Source organism: Serratia bockelmannii (assembly GCF_051803255.1).
Classification (GTDB): domain Bacteria; phylum Pseudomonadota; class Gammaproteobacteria; order Enterobacterales; family Enterobacteriaceae; genus Serratia; species Serratia bockelmannii.
The window spans coordinates 4,433,673-4,449,802 of sequence record NZ_CP196512.1 but is presented as its reverse complement, the minus strand read 5'-3'; the positions used below and the strand labels follow the sequence as shown (position 1 = coordinate 4,449,802).

At 55.9% G+C, this 16,130-nt stretch carries 12 protein-coding genes; all 12 read right to left on the bottom strand.

Annotation, left to right across the window (positions count from 1 at the left end):
- Nucleotide 1 precedes the first annotated feature (1 nt).
- The 12 genes from ACSJLU_RS21150 to ACSJLU_RS21095 all read right to left on the bottom strand — a co-directional run bounded on the left by ACSJLU_RS21150 (nt 2) and on the right by ACSJLU_RS21095 (nt 15,274).
- On the bottom strand, nt 2-2,125 hold the full coding sequence (locus tag ACSJLU_RS21150) for a TonB-dependent receptor family protein (protein WP_380826260.1): 2,124 nt from the start codon (nt 2,123-2,125) through the stop codon (nt 2-4).
- A gap of 160 nt (nt 2,126-2,285) precedes the next feature.
- Nucleotides 2,286-3,422, bottom strand: coding sequence for an ABC transporter substrate-binding protein (locus ACSJLU_RS21145; RefSeq protein WP_025304271.1), 1,137 nt, complete (start codon nt 3,420-3,422; stop codon nt 2,286-2,288).
- A gap of 86 nt (nt 3,423-3,508) precedes the next feature.
- Nucleotides 3,509-5,653 (bottom strand): phosphocholine-specific phospholipase C, encoded by a 2,145-nt coding sequence (locus ACSJLU_RS21140; protein ID WP_261438990.1) that lies wholly within the window; start codon nt 5,651-5,653, stop codon nt 3,509-3,511.
- Between the two features lie 122 nt (nt 5,654-5,775).
- Complete coding sequence (gene queF / locus ACSJLU_RS21135; protein WP_043142166.1) at nt 5,776-6,615, bottom strand: NADPH-dependent 7-cyano-7-deazaguanine reductase QueF; 840 nt, start codon at nt 6,613-6,615, stop codon at nt 5,776-5,778.
- Nucleotides 6,593-7,489, bottom strand: a complete 897-nt coding sequence (locus ACSJLU_RS21130; protein ID WP_004937338.1) for a queuosine precursor transporter — start codon at nt 7,487-7,489, stop codon at nt 6,593-6,595. The genes queF and ACSJLU_RS21130 overlap by 23 nt, the downstream gene beginning before the upstream one ends.
- Complete coding sequence (locus tag ACSJLU_RS21125) at nt 7,490-8,104, bottom strand: helix-turn-helix domain-containing protein (protein WP_025304268.1); 615 nt, start codon at nt 8,102-8,104, stop codon at nt 7,490-7,492. It abuts the gene before it with no gap.
- A 530-nt stretch (nt 8,105-8,634) separates the two neighbouring features.
- Complete coding sequence (locus ACSJLU_RS21120; RefSeq protein WP_025304267.1) at nt 8,635-9,936, bottom strand: cytosine permease; 1,302 nt, start codon at nt 9,934-9,936, stop codon at nt 8,635-8,637.
- Nucleotides 9,937-9,956: 20 nt separating this feature from the next.
- Entirely contained in the window at nt 9,957-10,646 is a 690-nt protein-coding gene (locus ACSJLU_RS21115) for a helix-turn-helix transcriptional regulator (protein ID WP_025304266.1), read from the bottom strand.
- A 27-nt stretch (nt 10,647-10,673) separates the two neighbouring features.
- A complete protein-coding gene (locus ACSJLU_RS21110; RefSeq protein ID WP_019453029.1) occupies nt 10,674-11,084 on the bottom strand; it encodes a GNAT family N-acetyltransferase in 411 nt (136 codons plus the stop codon).
- Between the two features lie 427 nt (nt 11,085-11,511).
- Nucleotides 11,512-12,426: an alpha/beta hydrolase gene (locus ACSJLU_RS21105; protein ID WP_025304265.1), complete on the bottom strand. Its 915-nt coding sequence runs from the start codon at nt 12,424-12,426 to the stop codon at nt 11,512-11,514.
- 617 nt (nt 12,427-13,043) lie between these two features.
- Complete coding sequence (locus ACSJLU_RS21100; protein ID WP_025304264.1) at nt 13,044-13,928, bottom strand: ATP-grasp fold amidoligase family protein; 885 nt, start codon at nt 13,926-13,928, stop codon at nt 13,044-13,046.
- A gap of 50 nt (nt 13,929-13,978) precedes the next feature.
- Nucleotides 13,979-15,274 (bottom strand): lysine N(6)-hydroxylase/L-ornithine N(5)-oxygenase family protein, encoded by a 1,296-nt coding sequence (locus ACSJLU_RS21095; RefSeq protein ID WP_380826255.1) that lies wholly within the window; start codon nt 15,272-15,274, stop codon nt 13,979-13,981.
- Between the last annotated feature and the right edge of the window lie 856 nt (nt 15,275-16,130).

Genomic DNA, 16,130 nt, shown 5'->3' with positions numbered 1-16,130 from the left:
ATCAGAAGGCGATCGACCCCTGCACGAAGAAGGTGCGTGGTTCGCCGACGTACTTGCCGAAGTTATTGTCGTTGGAGCGGGTAAAGTAGCGCTGATCGAACAGGTTTTTTACCCCGGCGCCCAGCGTCAGGTTCGACAGCTGCGGCCCGAAGTTATATTCCCCGCGCATATTCCACACCATGTAACCGGCGATGTTGCCGAACTGGCCATCGGCGCTTTCTGGCGTGATGTACTCCGGCCCGGTGCCCGGCGAATGCTGTTTCGACTGCGCATAACCGTCCAGATTCCATACCCAGCTGCCGGTGGCGTAACGCGTGCCGACGGTATAGACCTGGCGCGAGTAGAACGGCAGATCTTTACCGGCGAAGTCGCCCTTGTCGGTGCTGGCTTTGGTGTAGGTATAGCTGGTGTAGACGCTGGCGCCGTCGAGCGCCCGATTCAGCTCGCTGAGATCGTAGCTGAGCGCCAGCTCGATGCCTTTGTGCTTGGTGGCGCCCATGTTGGTCCAGCCCACGTCGTTGCTGATGTACTGCAGCTGGTTATCGAAGTCGATGTAGAACAGCGTGGCCTCGGCCTTGACCACGGTGTCGTCGTAGCGGGTGCCGAACTCATAGGTGCGCGCTTTTTCCGCCGTCAGCCCCGGCGCCGGCTGGTTGCCGTTGCCGCCTTTGGTCAGTTGGAAATACTGCATGCTGCCGAACGAGGTGTTGGCGTTGGCGAACAGTTTCCAGGCGTCGGACAGGTGGTACATCACGTTCAATGACGGCAGCGGCTCGCTGTAGCTTTTCTCGCGGCTGATGTTGTTGAACGAATCGTCCACGTGGGTGCGAATGCTTTCATAACGCAGGCCCGGCGTGACCGTCCAGTTGCCGACGTTAATGGTGTCGTCGATATAGAACGCGTTGGCTGCGGTACCGCCGGAGGTATGCTGGTAATAGTCCGGGGTATCCGGCGTCGAGCCGATATTCGCCGGATTATACCAGGCGGAACGCGATGCTTTTTCGTCCATGGTTTCATTCAGGTAGCGGTAACCGAGGGTGATCTCGTGCGCCATATTCCAGAAGCGAAACAGCTGCGAATAGCTTGGTTCGATCGCCCAGGTTGAATAGTGGCGCGGATAGGAGACCATGCGCCGCTGGCCCGCGTTTTTGCCGGTGCCTTCCGATTCGATGTTGCTGCCGCGGTAGCTGTCGGTGAAGTAGGTCAACACTTCGAACTGCTTGTCGTCTTCCTGATGTTTGTATTTGAACGACATATCCTTGCGGCGGCCTTCGAACTGATCCCACGGCCGCGTGGACTGGAACGGGTTCTGCGCGTATTGCGCGCTGCTCAGCCCGCCCGGCATGCCGGCTTTGGCGTCGTAGTAGTGGAAATTGGCCAGCAGTTCGTCGCGATCGGTGAACGCATAACGCGTTTTCAGCATGAAATCGTCGATGTCGGTGTTGTCGTTGTTGTCGCGGTAGCCCTGGCCGTGCAGGCCGGAATAGAGCAGCTCGGCGCCGAGGCCGTTGTCTGCGGTGCCGCCCACGGAGGCGCTGGTCAGGGTCTTCAGGCCGCCGTGGCTGGCGCCCTGGGTTTGTACGCTGGCGGTGCCGCCAAACGTTTTGGGAATGTCGCGGGTAACGAAGTTGATCACGCCGCCGACGTTTTGCGGCCCGTAGCGCACCGCACCGCCGCCGCGCACCACGTCCACCGATTGCAGGTTACCGATCGATAGCGGCGCCATCGACAGCTGCGGCTGGCCGTAAGGCGCAACCGCCAGCGGGACGCCATCCATCAGAATGGTGGAGCGCGGAGAAAGACGCGATGTCAGGCCGCGCACGCCGACGTTGAGCGAAATATCGCTGCCGCCGGTGCCGTTGCTGTCGCGCACCTGCACGCCGGGCACACCGCGCAGGCTGTCGGCGATGGTTTGGTCGCCTTGCTCATGCATCTGCTGCTGGGTGACGATGGAACGCGCGCCCGGATGGTTGAGCAGCACCGAACTGGTATCAGGGTTGTCCAGCCAGTTGCCGACGACGGTCACGGTGTCGGTATCGTTCTGAGATGAGTTATCAGTAGCAAGGACAGGGAATGCGATGGCGATGGAAGCCGTCAGCAGGGAAAGCCGAAAAAGAGGTGACATAATAATGCCTTAAGAGTTTCAGACCCGGATGTGTTTTTTTAGAAAAGACAATCTTAATGATAATTATTGGCAAGTAAATAGAATTGTTACGGGATAGTTAAGTGGGTAACTAAATAATGAATGCGGGAAACAGGACCCGACTGGCGGGCCCTGCGGGAGGTTATTGTGGCGTAAGCCAGAAGACGCCGCTGTAATCCAGCGCGGTGAATTTCTGGTGCACCATTTCGATATCCGCTTGCGGATCAATATCTTTAAACAGCGCCGGGTGCAGGAATTTGGCGATCGCTTCAACCGCGATAAAGTTGAGCGGTGTGTCGTAAAATTGATGATAAATCGCCATCACGCGTTTTTCTTTCACCGCTTTCAGCACGTTAATACCGGTACGATCCAGCAGATGCGCCAGTTTCTTTTGGCTGGTGGCCATATCGGTGGTGTAACCCAGCGGTACCGCCAGCGTGCCGCGATGGCCACGGCTCCAGTCGGCACCGGTCAGCAGATAGAAATCCGGGTTGCTGCTGATCACCTGCTCGACGTTCACTTCTCCACCCATGTCTGAAAACAGCTTGCTGCCGATATTGTTGCCGCCGGCGGTATCGATGAACTGGCCGAAGCTGCCTTTGCCGAAGGTGTTGCAGCACTGTTCGCCTTTGATGCCGGCGCTGCGCTCGATGAAGACGCTGGGGCGCTGCTCCGGTTTCAGCGTGGCGACCCGCTGGCGCACCAGTTCGAGGCGTTGCTGATAGAGGCGGATAAAAGCATCGGCGTTGGGCTGCTCGTCAAACACTTTTCCCAACAGCGCCATGCTGGCGACGGTGTTGGTCAGCGGCTGCTGGCGAAAATCGATGATCAGCACCGGGATGCCGACTTTTTCCAGCTGGGTCAGCACGCCGCTGTCTTTCAATTTGCTCAGCAGGCCGATGTCGAAAATGATCAGATCCGGTTGGCGCACCACCGCGCTTTCCACGCTGAAATCACTGGTGTAGGGGTTGTCGAAGGTGGGGATCTGCATGACCTGCGGGAATTTTTTCGCGTAGGCCTCCACCAGATCCGGCGCTTTGACCTTCAGCGAGTTGTCCCAGGCGATGATGTTTTTCAGCGGCTCCTGCGGATGCAGAATATTCAGCGCCAGCAGCGCACGGGCATCGGCCAGGATAACGCGTTTGGCCGGTTGCGGCAGGGTGACCTGGCGGCCGGCGACATCGGTGACGACGATCGGCGCGGCTTGAGCGGTGCCGGCCAACAGCAACACACAGGCGGCCAACCAGCGGCCGGCTTTAGCGATAAGAACAGCGGGCATGAAGATCCTTGGGTAATCGGCGAAGAACGAGAACGCAATGATAAGCGATATCCTTTCGCTTTTTGAACTCCCTTGATGCCGATAGATCATCCCTGGCCCATCAGCGGGTCGCTGACGCTGTGCTCACCGTCCTCCAGCCGCCCCGCCAGGCGACGCAGCCAGCCGGGGCCTCGCAGCGTAAGATCATACCAGCCGCCGTTGGTGCGGGCGTCAAACGTTTGCTGGTGGCTGCCGCCCGCAGGCAGCGTAATAGGCCACGGGCCTTGCTGAGTGTAAGGGCAGCGTTCGAGGGTGACCGCTATCGCTTCGGTGCCCGGATTATTCAACTGCAGCTGCAGGCTGCGGCCCGTTGGGCGCAAACGCACTTCCGGCTGCGGCCGACTCAGGACGCCGCGCAGCTCGCGATGAAAGCCGTTGGGGCCGAGCAGCCATAGATGGTACTCATTGTCCGCCTGCCAGTCGTCGCTGACCGCCTTGCCGGCCTCGACGGTATAGCGGCGCGGGATTTGCGTCAGGTCTCGCCGGTCGTAGACGTGAAATACCGCTCCCTGCTCGCCGGTATTGAACAGGTTCAACGTCACGCGGCGCTGCTCGGTCGCGACGGTGGCCTCGACGTGCAGCTGGTAGGGCAGTGCGCGGGAAGGGCGCGCCAGGCGGCGTTGGTGCGGCAAACGCTGGTGGGCGGGCGATGGCAGCGGCACCTGCGGCAGCTGTTCCTGGCGCTGGCGCAGGCCATCGGCGGCGTGGCGGCTGGTGGCGGGCAGGCTTGGCAGCGCTTCGCCGTTAGGGTCGACAAAGTTGAACGCTGAGGTGAGATCGCCACACACCGCGCGGCGCCAGGCGCTGATGTTGGGTTCATGCACCTGAAAGCGCTTTTCCAGGAATTGCAGCACCGAGGTGTGATCGAAGACCTGCGAATTGACCCAGCCGCCGCGGCTCCAGGGCGATAGCACCAGCATCGGCACCCGCGGGCCGGGGCCGTAGATGCGGCCGTCCGGCGGCGGCTGATCCTGCGAGCCGGGCGGCGCCACGTGCTGGAAGATCTCGGTATCGAACGGCACCGTCGATTTACCGGCGAAGCTGCCGTCTTCGCGCAGCGACGGCGCGGAAGGTGAGGGCATATGATCGAAAAAGCCGTCGTTTTCGTCGTAGTTGACCAGCAGGACGGTTTTACTCCACACCTCCGGGTTATCGGTCAGCGCGTTGAGGATCTCTTGCGTGAACCAGCTGCCCTGCACCGGGCTGGAGGGATCGGGATGTTCCGAATAGGCCGCCGGCGCGATGATCCAACTGACCTGCGGCAGTTTGCCCTGCTGCACGTCGGCACGGAATCCGGCCAGCATGGCGTCCAGATCGTTGCCGTCGGCGGCCGGCAGGGTGTTGCCGTTGCCCTTGTACAGCGGCGCGGTCGCGTTGAGCTCGTCGCGATAAGGTACGAAGGCGTTGAAGCCTTTCGGCGGCCGCGCCGGGTTGCCCACCTGAATGCTGGCGGCGCGGTATTGGCGGAAGCCCGCCAGCGGGTTGTCGGTAAAGTTGTCCGGCAGGAATTGGTACACCTTCCAGCTGACGCCGCTCGCCTCCAGCCGTTCCGGATAGGTTGTCCACTGGTAGCCGATCTCCGCCGGGCCGGGGCTGTCCCACTCGTTGACCACCACCGCCACGTCGGCGGCGGACGGGCCGTTGGTGCCGGTCCAGTGGAACAGCCGGTTGGTGTTGGTGCCGGCGTGGATAGCGCAGTGATAGGCGTCGCACAGGGTAAAGGCGTTGGCCAGTGCGAACTGGAACGGCAGCTCCTGCTGGCGGTAGTAGCCCATCGAGGCCGGCGTTTTGTAGGTGGGCCAGGCGCTCATGCGGCCGTGATCCCAGGCGGCTTGCTCATCCACCCACGAGTGCGGCGTGCCAGTGACGCGCTGTGCGTTGCCGCGTTTGCTGTCCAGATGGTAGGGCAGCACCAGCCGCTCGGCGCCCTGCTGCTGCCAGACGAGGCGATCGCCGGGCAATGGGATGGTAAAGCGATCGCTGAAGCCGCGTACACCCGGCAGGGTGCCGAAGTAGTGGTCGAAAGAGCGATTCTCCTGCATCAGGATCACCACGTGTTCGACGTCGCGCAGGGTGCCGGTGCGGTTATTGGCGGGAATGGCCAGCGCTTTGCGAATCGAGGCGGGCAACAGCGTGAAAGCCGATCCAATGGCGGCGGCCCGCAGTAGGTCTCTGCGAGAAAGGTCAGGCATGCGTCGTTAATCTCCGTCAGTGTGCTTTGAAGATAGCCGCTGACGACGATAATGGCGAAAAATAACAGGGAGATGAAAGCGAGGAAACAATGCTCCCTGGCGGGAGCATTGGGGGGTAACGCTTACTGCCTGATCAGGCGGCCGAGCGCTGGCGCCGTTTCGAAATCGCTGCGGAAGGGGTTGATGTCCAGGCCGCCACGGCGGGTGTAGCGCGCGAACACGCTGAGTTTTTCCGGGCGGCAGCTCTGCTTGATGTCGTTGAAAATGCGCTCGACGCACTGCTCGTGGAATTCGTTGTGCTGGCGGAAGGAGATCAGGTAGCGCAGCAGGCTTTCGCGATCGATTTTGCGGCCTTCATAGTGGATCACCACGCTGCCCCAGTCCGGCTGGTTGGTGACCAGGCAGTTGGATTTCAGCAGATTGGAAGACAGCGTCTCCGCTACGTGCTCCCCTTGATCGGCCGCGCCGCTCAGGTACTCCGGTTTGAAGGCGAAGTCGTCGACCGCGATATCCAGATCGTCGATGTTGATGCCCGGCAGGCGATCGATCTGCGCGGGGTAACCTTCCAGCCCCGGATAGAGTTTGACGGTGACCTGGCCATTGGCCGCCTGCGACAGATCCTTCTGCATGGCGGCGCTCACCTGTTCCACGCTGTCGAAGCGCGTTTGGTTGAAGCTGTTGAGATACAGCTTGAACGATTTCGATTCGATCAGGTTGGAAGAAGAGTGCGGGAAGGTAAATTCGCCGATGCCCACCACCGGTTTGCCCTTGCCGTTGAGCCACGACAACTCGAAGGCGGTCCACAGATCGAAGCCGCTGAATGGCAGCTGCCGCTCGTCCACGCCGATCAGATCGCGGCCGCGCGCGCGCGGCAGGGCTTCGAGCAATGCGGGAGCATATTGATCCGGATAATCGGAGTTCGCGCCAAGATGGGTGATCTTATCTTGCTTTTGGATATGCATATTCATTGCCCTTTGCTTGTTCGGTATTGATGTAGCGGTTAAACAGACTGCGGGTGGCGTAGATCGGCCCGACGCCCAGCAGGGCGTAAACCACCTTGATCAGGAACTGCGACAGGATCATGGTTTTGATGATGTCCCAGCTCAGCACGTTGTAGAACGCCAGCGTACAGAACACCACGCTGTCGATGGCCGACGCCACTACGGTACTGGTGATCACGCGCACAAACAGGTAGCGGGAGTTGGTCAACTCTTTGATTTTGCAGAGCAGGTAGGAGTTGACGTTCTCGGAGATCAGATAGGCCGCCGACGAGGCCACCAGCACCGCCATGATGCTGTGCACGATACCGTTGTAGGTCTCGCTGTACTCCCACTGCGGAATACTCGGCACCAGCGTTGTTACCCAAACCCCCAGGACGAAGGTCAGGTTGGCGATAAACGAGATGATAATCGTGCGCCGTGCCAGCCGCAACCCGTAGAATTCGTTGAGGATATCCACCAGAATGAACGTGAGCGGGTAGATGAAGATCGCCGGCGGCGTGATGAGATTCAGCACCGGGATTTGGATCGGCTTGACGCCGCACAGCGTTGAGAAAATATAAATCACGCTGAGCGCCACGGTAATAATCAGGTAGGCGTACCAGGAGCGTTCGTGGCGATCGCTGAGCTCGTAGGCGGTTTTTTGTTGGTTGTCGCCATAGAGTTTGCGGTACAACGCCTGCAGCTCGTGCCGGCTCAGATCTTCTGATATTTCGCTGTCGGCCAGCTCATTCAGCCCCATGGTAATGGTTTTGCCGGTGGCCAATACCATGACATTGGCCGCGATGGTGCCATGCCGGGTGAAGCCCAACAGCTTGAACTTCTGATTCGGTTCCATTTATAACCTTTCTCCAACGATGTAACCCAGGAATTGCACGGTGTCCTGAGGGCGTTTGTCCATGCTTTCGCTGTCTTTGTCGTCAACCACAAAGAAGCCGCGTTTTCCCGAGTGATACAGCAAAGGTGAATCGCAAATCAGTACCGGCGGCCTTTTGATGATGATGACCTCGCCGGGAATAAATGACCCTTTAATTTCGGTCTCTATTTTCATTGCCAACATGTTCGACTCATCGCCGAAGAAATAAGTCAGAGGAAACTCGGTGACCAGCTGCCCGATCTTGCGCTGCGAGACGGCCAGATAGCGCGACTGGGGGATCACCGGAATGGCGGAAGGGTTCTTGTTGCCTTCGGTGGACAGCGTTTCGTTGAGCAGCTCCAGTTTTTCCAGATCGTAGTCTTCGATCTCTTCACAGGAGACACCGAAGAAGTCGGAGATCCGATTCACGGTGGATTGCTGAACGTTGTTCACTCTTCCGTCAAGAATTTTGTAGAGGGTAGTGCGCGTCAGGCCGCTGCGATTGGAAAAGGAAGCCTTGGTTTCACCGCGGGTACGCATCAGATATTCAATATTTTTAATGATGTTGATTTTGCGCTGTGCGTTGGTGGTTTTCATTGGCTGTCCTTACAAACATTACGCAGGCTTCACTATATCTTACGCATTGGCGTTGTCCAGATAAAAAGGCGCAGACGAACGGGTAACGAACTGATTATTAGCGGTAATTATTGTTTACCGTCAGCCGTTTAGCGCAGTGATGTCAGCGGGGGTAGCCTGCTTCCTCTGCGAGAAAGATAAAGCCGTGCAAATCAATTGATTAGGTTTTACTTATAGAAAAGTGAACACAAAAGCCGGTTTTATGTTTACTTTTATGTTGACCAAAGCCGATTTCATGGGCTACTGTTCATGCAAGCTGAAGTTTTTCTTTACGATCAAAATACGGAAGCCGACAGTTTTTATAATAAAAAGCTCAGAGGGGGCATTGCCACACTCTGAGCATAAATGGATAGCTTGCTACCGACACCAGGGACCCTAAACACCACGGCCGTTTGTCTGCGCGATCGGCCCCATCTTTTGTATTGAATCCCCTTTTCGAGCGTCAAACACTCCCCCGATACCGGAGGAGTGCATTACCGCGTGCGCGAAAATCAGAGAGACTTCTGCGAGGCCAGCGGTTTTTGCGCCCGACTGAAGGCCAGTTTAAGCACCCAATACAGCAGGCTGGCCGCTACCAGGGAATTGATGGTCGGTACGCCCCATTCGGTCGCCAGGCCAACGGCGCCGCCGGCGATGCTGGCGACGATCGCCGCCCAGCCGATGGTTGGCGTTTCGTTCGGCAACTGGCCCGTGCGGCGGCTCTCGTCCAGGATCTTGCGGTGGCTGCGCAGCAGGTAATAGTCCACCAACATGATGCCGATAATCGGCGGGAAGACCACGCCAAGCACCGTCAGGAAGTCGACGAAGCGGTCGAGAATACCCAGCACCGACAGCGTAGTGCCCAGAATCCCGATCACCAACGTGGTGTAGGTGTACTTCAGCTTTTTGCCGGTGATGCCTTCCACCGCGTTGACGATGCCCAGCGAAGAGGAATACAGGTTGAGATCGTTGACGCGCAGGGTGGAGAACACCACTACCAGCAAACCGGCGCCGCCGGCCGCTTGTGACATGATGGTGACTACATCCGCCGTGCCCAGGGTTTTGGCGATCAGGATCGCCAGGCCGTTTACCACGAACTCGCCGGCGATGATGGTGAAGAGCGTGACGCCGAGCACGTGCTTGCCGTTTTTGGAGTAACGGGTCAGATCGGGGGTCATCAGGCTGGCCACGATGGCGCCGCCGACGACGATGGTGATGCCGGCGCTGATGGTCAGCGGTTCACCCGGCGGCGCCAGCTGGATGATCTCCTGCAGGTTATGCCCGGAAAGCGCGGTCACTGAAATAAAGGCCACCAGCATGATGAACATCGGCACCGCGATACGTGCGGCGATGCGCAGCGCCTTGAAACCGAATGCCACCAGGATAGTCAACAGCGTGCCCGAGAGCCCGGCGGCCAAGCCAAAGCCCAGCTTATTGCCGAGCGCGAAGTCGAGCGACTTGGCGAAAATAGCGTTCTGAATGCCGAACCATCCCAGCAGGCTGACGGCCACCACCACGCCGATCAGCACCGAGCCCAGGCGACCGAAGCCGCACCAGCGCGCCAGCAGGCTGCCGGAAATGCCTTCACGCATGCCCGCCAGCCCCAGGCCGTAGGTCACCACGCCGAAGATCAGGCTGCCGACGAAAATGGCGGTGAAAGCGTCAATCAGCGTCATGGAGTTGCCGAGTACGGCGCCGAGCATGAACTGGTCCAGCGCGGTCAACATGCCCATATGCACGATGGCCACGCTTAAAAACGAGACTCTTTTATCCTGCGGCACCCGGGTGAGCGGATAATCTTCGATCTTTATCACGGTGAGATCTTCCTTGCGGTTCAAATAAACTGAATGCCTTTGGTTATCAGGCGATCGGGAATGTAGTTATCCAGATTGGCGTATTTGCAGTATTCCTCAAATTGTTGCTGAGTATGCACGTTGGCCTTCTGGTAAATGTTATAAATGCGGTTTTCGATGGTCTTATTGCTGACGTTATAGATTTTTGCGATCTCTTTTACCGTAAATCGTTGCAGCATAAGAAAAATGACATCGAGTTCGGCACGGGTGAACAGCTCGTTATTGACTTCGGTGGTCAACACGCTGGGTTTTTGCTGATTGATGTATTTCAGCGGTGACAGGCTGTTCATCGGCTTGGCGTTCCAGATCACGCCAATCACCTGTTTGTCATCGTTGTACACCGGTAGCTTTTCGCTGATAAACGGCGTCAGGCTGTCTTTGCCGTACCAGTAGTGGGTTTCTATGACCGTGACCCGATCGCGCGCTGCTTCGGTCATCTTGTCATGCTCGATAAAGTCGGCGGCGGAGTCGGCCCAGTCGGCGGGGAATTCGTGGTCATATTTGCCGGCGACGTCGAAATTCAGCGGCGTATTGGTATAGAGATAAGCGGCACGGTTCATATAGAGGTGGCGGGACAGCTGGTCTTTGATGCCCCAGGGCTCGCTCAGGTGCTCCATCATGGTGATGAGGCCCTTAAAATAAGATTCATTATTTTTATGCGATGAATCCATACCTACCTCTGCGCCGCTCAGGCCGCGTTACAGGCTTTTAGCCAGGTAATGGCGGGTGTGGCGATGCGCGTAGTCGCCCAGCTCGCCGTAGACCCGGTAGCCCAGTTTTTCGTAGAAGCCTCGGGCCTGGAAATCGAAAGTATCGACATAGGCCATATGGCAACCGCGCTTGCGGGCTTCTTCTTCGGCCAGTTGCATCAGCTGGCGGCCGTAACCGCTTTTGCGACATTGATCGCCGACCCACAGATACTGCACTTCCAGGCCGCCCCACCAGGTGCGTGCGACCAGGCCACCGACGATCTGCTGGTTGTCGTCAGTGACGGTCAGGAACAGTGGGTGAATGTCTACTGGCTGGGTTTTATGGTTGTGAGCCCAGAGGCTGTCGATAACGAACTCTTCATCCTGCGGGTTGGGTTTGTCGGTGATATTAATATTCATTTTTAATATAATTCCCTGATTTAATTATTCAAAACTGAACTAGGCGCTTTCGCCCTAACCGCTTCTAATATCACTTTCATTAATGTATTTCAAGGGTGGTTTTCACCCTTTTCCGCCAGGTGAGAGGCCGCTTATAGTAGGTGCCACAGGGAGAAGAAAATAGTGAAACAGGCGGTATTAAAACGCTGAAATGCCCTGCTAACACCATCTTTTCCTACTTGCGCCTCACCAGGGCCCCACCGGGAAAACTGCAGTACTGTATGGCTCCACCGGATAGAGCAAGCTCACTTGCCGACGGGGGAGCCACTTTGTTTTTTGACGCCCCCACCCGCGCCCGCCATTCTCTGTCTCAGATAGTAAACACTCTTCTTATCAGAAGATATGCGCCGCAGATGAAAATATGGCCGATAGCTTCTGATCCGCTGATTTAGTCCTCTGCAATGACGCTGCCCAGCGCCGGCTCGATGGCCGCACCCAGCATGGCGCCGTGTCCCAGGGCAGGCCATTCGCGATAGCCGACGGTGAGACCGTCGAGCTGTGCCAGGTGTTCGGCCAATAAACGCGTTGCGTCCGCCGGCAGAGCGGGGCTCTTCACGCCGGGCGGGGCAGCCCGATCGCGTTCTGCCAGGCCAACCCACAGTTGCAACCTGGCCGCCGGCGCCGCGCGCCGTTCTGTCATCTGCTGTGCTTCTTGCAGGATCATGCCGTCGCCCCACCACAGCGAGGGTTCCACGGCGATGTAGCGCTGAAAGGCGGTGGGATGGGTGAACAACGTATGCAGAACGAAGAGCCCGCCGTAGGAGTGCCCCCACAGCGTTTGCCGCTGAGGATCGACCGCCAGTTTGGCGGCGATCGCCGGTTTGATCTGGGTCTCAATCAATTGCAGGAACGCATCCGCGCCCCCGACGGCCCGCGGCGGTTTCTTCATGCCTGCCGGCAGAGGGAGCGTATAGTCGTAGGTGCGGCCGGCGGCATCGATGCGCAGATCGTTGTCATAGCCGATCATCACCAGCACCGGTGGCCGCTTCGTTGCTGCCAATTTGGCCAGTAAGGCGGCGTTCAACTCCATCAGCACCGCATTGCCGTCGAGGAAATAAACCGTTGGATAGCCGTCTGGCACAGGCGCCTGACGCGGTTGGGCGATGCGAACACGATAATGCCGTTGGCCATCGGCGGAGGTGAATCGCAGATCGCTGAAGCGGTAATCCGCAGTATCGCTATCGGCTACGGTAGTGCCGATCTTGCGTTCCAAATCGGGCCTGGCCATCACGGAGCCCGGCAGCCAAAGGCCGATGGCGAGCGCCAGAAGCGCGGAGATAAAATGCCGGTTGGACAATAACATGCGGATCAACATCCTCGAAAAAGGCCGATAGTAGCATCCGTTCGCGCCCGGTAAAAACCTACCTTTAGGGCGGGCATTCCGGTCGCGAAGCGCTGCCAGCCGTTGCTTTGCCAGGTTAATAGCAACTCATTGTTATTATTGGTAAGTCAGGAATAAGAGGGATTACAATTAATTAGAAATGGTTATGGTTTTTATGGAGGGGGAAATGGTGAAGGTAGGTAAAAACACACGGTTATCAACGATTTTTAGCGAAAAAAGCCCTATAAAATAGGGCAAAGACACACAACAACACCAGGGAAACTTTCCTGTATCTTATATTATAGCTTCCTATACATATAGAACATTTTATTATAAATATGTAAGTGATTCTTATTAATCATTTAATACCATTGTTTTTCAAATGGTTATGTGATCTGACTGGCGTATTGCACTTGGGTCGGGTGTGGGCTGCCAGGGATAGGCAGCAGAGATTTTGCTGTAACGGTGGCATGAACAGGCGAGGTCATCGGCCCGATATCCCTCAGGGCAATACCGGCCCGCGGGCTGCAAAAAGGCCGGCCGGTATTTATCCTCAGGCGCAGCCGATCTTCACTGTGGGATGTGGGACCAGGTGAAAATCAGTGCTGTTGCAACGTCAACATCTCGCCAAGCAAAACATCGGTTGGCGGCAGAATATCCGTATCCAGCCCGGCGGATGGGGTAAAGGTCAATTCGCCGAAAATGATCTGGCCTTTGGAGATGTAGAAATCAACGCGAACAAACTCGAAGGGCGCGGACAAGCGTGAGGCGTACTCAAACAGCTCATCGTAGCCTTCTGGCTTCACGAAGGCGTCTATTTCTTCCTGGCTCAAGGCCAGGCAGTCATCGCTGTAGCACAGAAACTTGAAATCTTTGTCAAAGAAGTAATACTTCGGCGACCCGGTTTCTCTGCCGACACACAGCAACGTGCAGTAAGGTACACCGCGGAAACAATAGATTTTATAGTCTTCAGGTCCGTGACCATTGGCCGATTCGATATATTTCTCCCCAATGATCTTTTTTTGTATCCCTTTGTAGTTGAGCTCTACATAAGTTTTCCAATAATCGTCTTTCATCCAAGCGTCGATCAATTTTTTTGCGCTCTTGATATTCAGCAATTTTTTATTCTGGCAAATCAGGTTATACCCGGAACCGTGATTCCCTTTGATCACAAACTTATCCGGCAATGCGTCCCACGGAATATCGTTTACTGAATCACAGGCAAAGTACAATTCATTAAGGATCTCTTCGCACCCTTGATCTTTGATGTACTGTCTTACCGCATATTTATCTGCACACTGCTTCACCAACGCATTGTGACTATAGCCATTCAATTTCAGGTGATTGATCTTTTCATTCCAGGTGGACGGCGCCTGCAAGTTTAACGGTTTGCCAAATGCTTTTTTGTAGAGCAATCTGGCCTTGAATTCGGGGGCCAATACGGCCAGCTGCTTCGTAATAAATTTAATGACTTGTCTTTTCATATACGTAATTCCATCAAAGCGTAGTGACAATGATTAAGTCGTTCTTGTATTTAAAACGCGGGTGGTGCGCTTTCACTGCGCCATTGAATGGCTGTCGACGTTGTTCCCAGATCAAATGGCTTGTGGTCTAACGCCCGATTAAGAATGCGAGCCGACCGCCACGCCATCAGGCTCAACTGCGGATCGGCAATGCCGTGATTGTGCATACTGGCGTTCATGGCGAATAAGCAGTTCTCCGCCGGGCCTTCCCACTCAAAGGTAAAGTCTGGGGCGATGCGGTATTCGCCCTCCGCAGTGGTTAGTAAGCGGTGGGCCAAAGGTTCAAGGAACTCTGGCGTGGCCGATTGATAACCGGTGGCAAAGATCACCACGTCCGCCTTGAAGGTTTCTTCGCCGTGATCGAGATGATGACGCGTTTCGAGTTGGTAGGCGTTATCCAGCGTGTGTTTCACGGCCGTCAGCGAACGGCTGGGCAGCAGGCGCACCCATAATTTCTCGCGCAGGACGTCGAAGCGGTGGTACATGGCGCGATAAATCGCTAGCAGCGACTCACTGGTGATGCCGTCTGAGGTCATTTTCTGTTCGGCCAGCATATGCCGTTTGGCCGCGCTATCCAGTGAGTAAAAGCTCTCGACGTAATCGGGCGTGAAGTATTCGTTGGCAAAGGCCGCTTCATCGAGCGCATTATAGTTGTTGCGGCGCGATATCCAGTCGAGCTGCTCCGGTTGCCCCCATTCCCCTTTAAAAATATTGAGGAACAGGTCTGCGCCGCTCTGGCCGCCACCGACGATCGCCACGCGTTTGCCGGTCAGATCGGGGTTGCGCAGCATCATTTCGCTGGCGTGGAAACAGCGATCGCTTTGCGTTGTCACGCAATCAGGCAGCTTTATTTTCTTGCCAATACCGATACTTACGTGCCTGGCGTGGAAGACCTTATTCGAGGTGGTCACCACGAACTGGCGCTGCCGATCGTCAAATTCGACCCGCTGAACGTCTTGATTGAATGCCAATGATCCCATCCCGGCGGCGGCCCAGGTGAGGTAATCGGCGAACTCTTCGCGCGATGCGGTGCGCTGCTCCGTCGTCAGGAAACGATAAAATTTTCTGTTTTTTACCAGATAGTTGAGAAAGCTGTAGCGATTGGTTGGGGCAACCGCGCTCACTAAATCTTTTAAAAAGTTGGTCTGCATACTGCAGTCCGCCAGGATCATCCCTGGGTGCCAGGAGAAATGAGGTTTGCGTTCAAGGAATTGTCCCGTAAATCCCTCTATTTCACTTCCTAAGGCTGCCAGGCTAAGATTCGACGGGCCAAGGCCAATACCGATGATATCCAAATGCTGATTCATTAATAAGCTCCAGTATAATGAGAATAATACCCAGAAATACGGCCGCAGATAGGGTGGCTTATAGCAACCAGGCTGCCTTTTTCTTATAAGTAAGCTTCACGAATTAAATGTAATTAAACGGTGTGCTGGCCAAAAATACCGCACTTTTAAATGCCCGTTTAGAATTCGGTAGCGCATTAGGTAAAGGCTACGGGTGTATTTCTTTCCATGAAAATTCCTATGAAGGTTTTGCGCGTGTATTTAATGAATATTCCTAAGTAAAAATCCGATCTCTCCCTGATTCATCAAGCCATGAAAACGGCCACCAGGGAGGATGCCCACCGTATGAGTTCTTATCTGCTTTTCTGGTGTCTATGCCATTGCATTGCCGGGATCGGTGTATTCGTTGCTTAGAATAGCCTTAAAATAGGCACGGGGAAGGTGAAATAACGTGATATTAGAGGCAGGATGCTTTTTGCAAAGATGAAATCGGAAGTGAAATTATGAAATCTGCGCGTTGTGATTTAGTTTTTATCATTAAATTCAATGTGTTATTTTGTTTTTTGCGGCAGGGTATCACACTCTTTCACTAAGGTGATACGCACACTTCTGTACCTTTATCTCTTCTTGTTGCCCCCCGAACGGCAATATTTTACCCCGAGTTGCATCACCCTATGGGCGCGGATGGTTCGCGTTAACTACCGGTGTTAGGGTTCGTTTAATTAATGCCGGGCAAAGGCTGGCCGGAGAGGACGCTTGCTCGAGGCGAGTGTGAAAAACCTGGCCACGCTGGCGCAACGGTTGAATCCGATCCGGCAATCTGCCTTGTCATCATCATTGACCATTCTTACCGACAATAAAAATCTTTTGGTCAGCT

Coding starts and splice junctions, on each gene's coding strand:
- ACSJLU_RS21150 (WP_380826260.1), bottom strand. CDS start 2,125: ATGTCACCTCTTTTTCGGCTTTCCCTGCTGACGGCTTCCATCGCCATC.
- ACSJLU_RS21145 (WP_025304271.1), bottom strand. CDS start 3,422: ATGCCCGCTGTTCTTATCGCTAAAGCCGGCCGCTGGTTGGCCGCCTGT.
- ACSJLU_RS21140 (WP_261438990.1), bottom strand. CDS start 5,653: ATGCCTGACCTTTCTCGCAGAGACCTACTGCGGGCCGCCGCCATTGGA.
- queF (WP_043142166.1), bottom strand. CDS start 6,615: ATGCATATCCAAAAGCAAGATAAGATCACCCATCTTGGCGCGAACTCC.
- ACSJLU_RS21130 (WP_004937338.1), bottom strand. CDS start 7,489: ATGGAACCGAATCAGAAGTTCAAGCTGTTGGGCTTCACCCGGCATGGC.
- ACSJLU_RS21125 (WP_025304268.1), bottom strand. CDS start 8,104: ATGAAAACCACCAACGCACAGCGCAAAATCAACATCATTAAAAATATT.
- ACSJLU_RS21115 (WP_025304266.1), bottom strand. CDS start 10,646: ATGGATTCATCGCATAAAAATAATGAATCTTATTTTAAGGGCCTCATC.
- ACSJLU_RS21110 (WP_019453029.1), bottom strand. CDS start 11,084: ATGAATATTAATATCACCGACAAACCCAACCCGCAGGATGAAGAGTTC.
- ACSJLU_RS21105 (WP_025304265.1), bottom strand. CDS start 12,426: ATGTTATTGTCCAACCGGCATTTTATCTCCGCGCTTCTGGCGCTCGCC.
- ACSJLU_RS21100 (WP_025304264.1), bottom strand. CDS start 13,928: ATGAAAAGACAAGTCATTAAATTTATTACGAAGCAGCTGGCCGTATTG.
- ACSJLU_RS21095 (WP_380826255.1), bottom strand. CDS start 15,274: ATGAATCAGCATTTGGATATCATCGGTATTGGCCTTGGCCCGTCGAAT.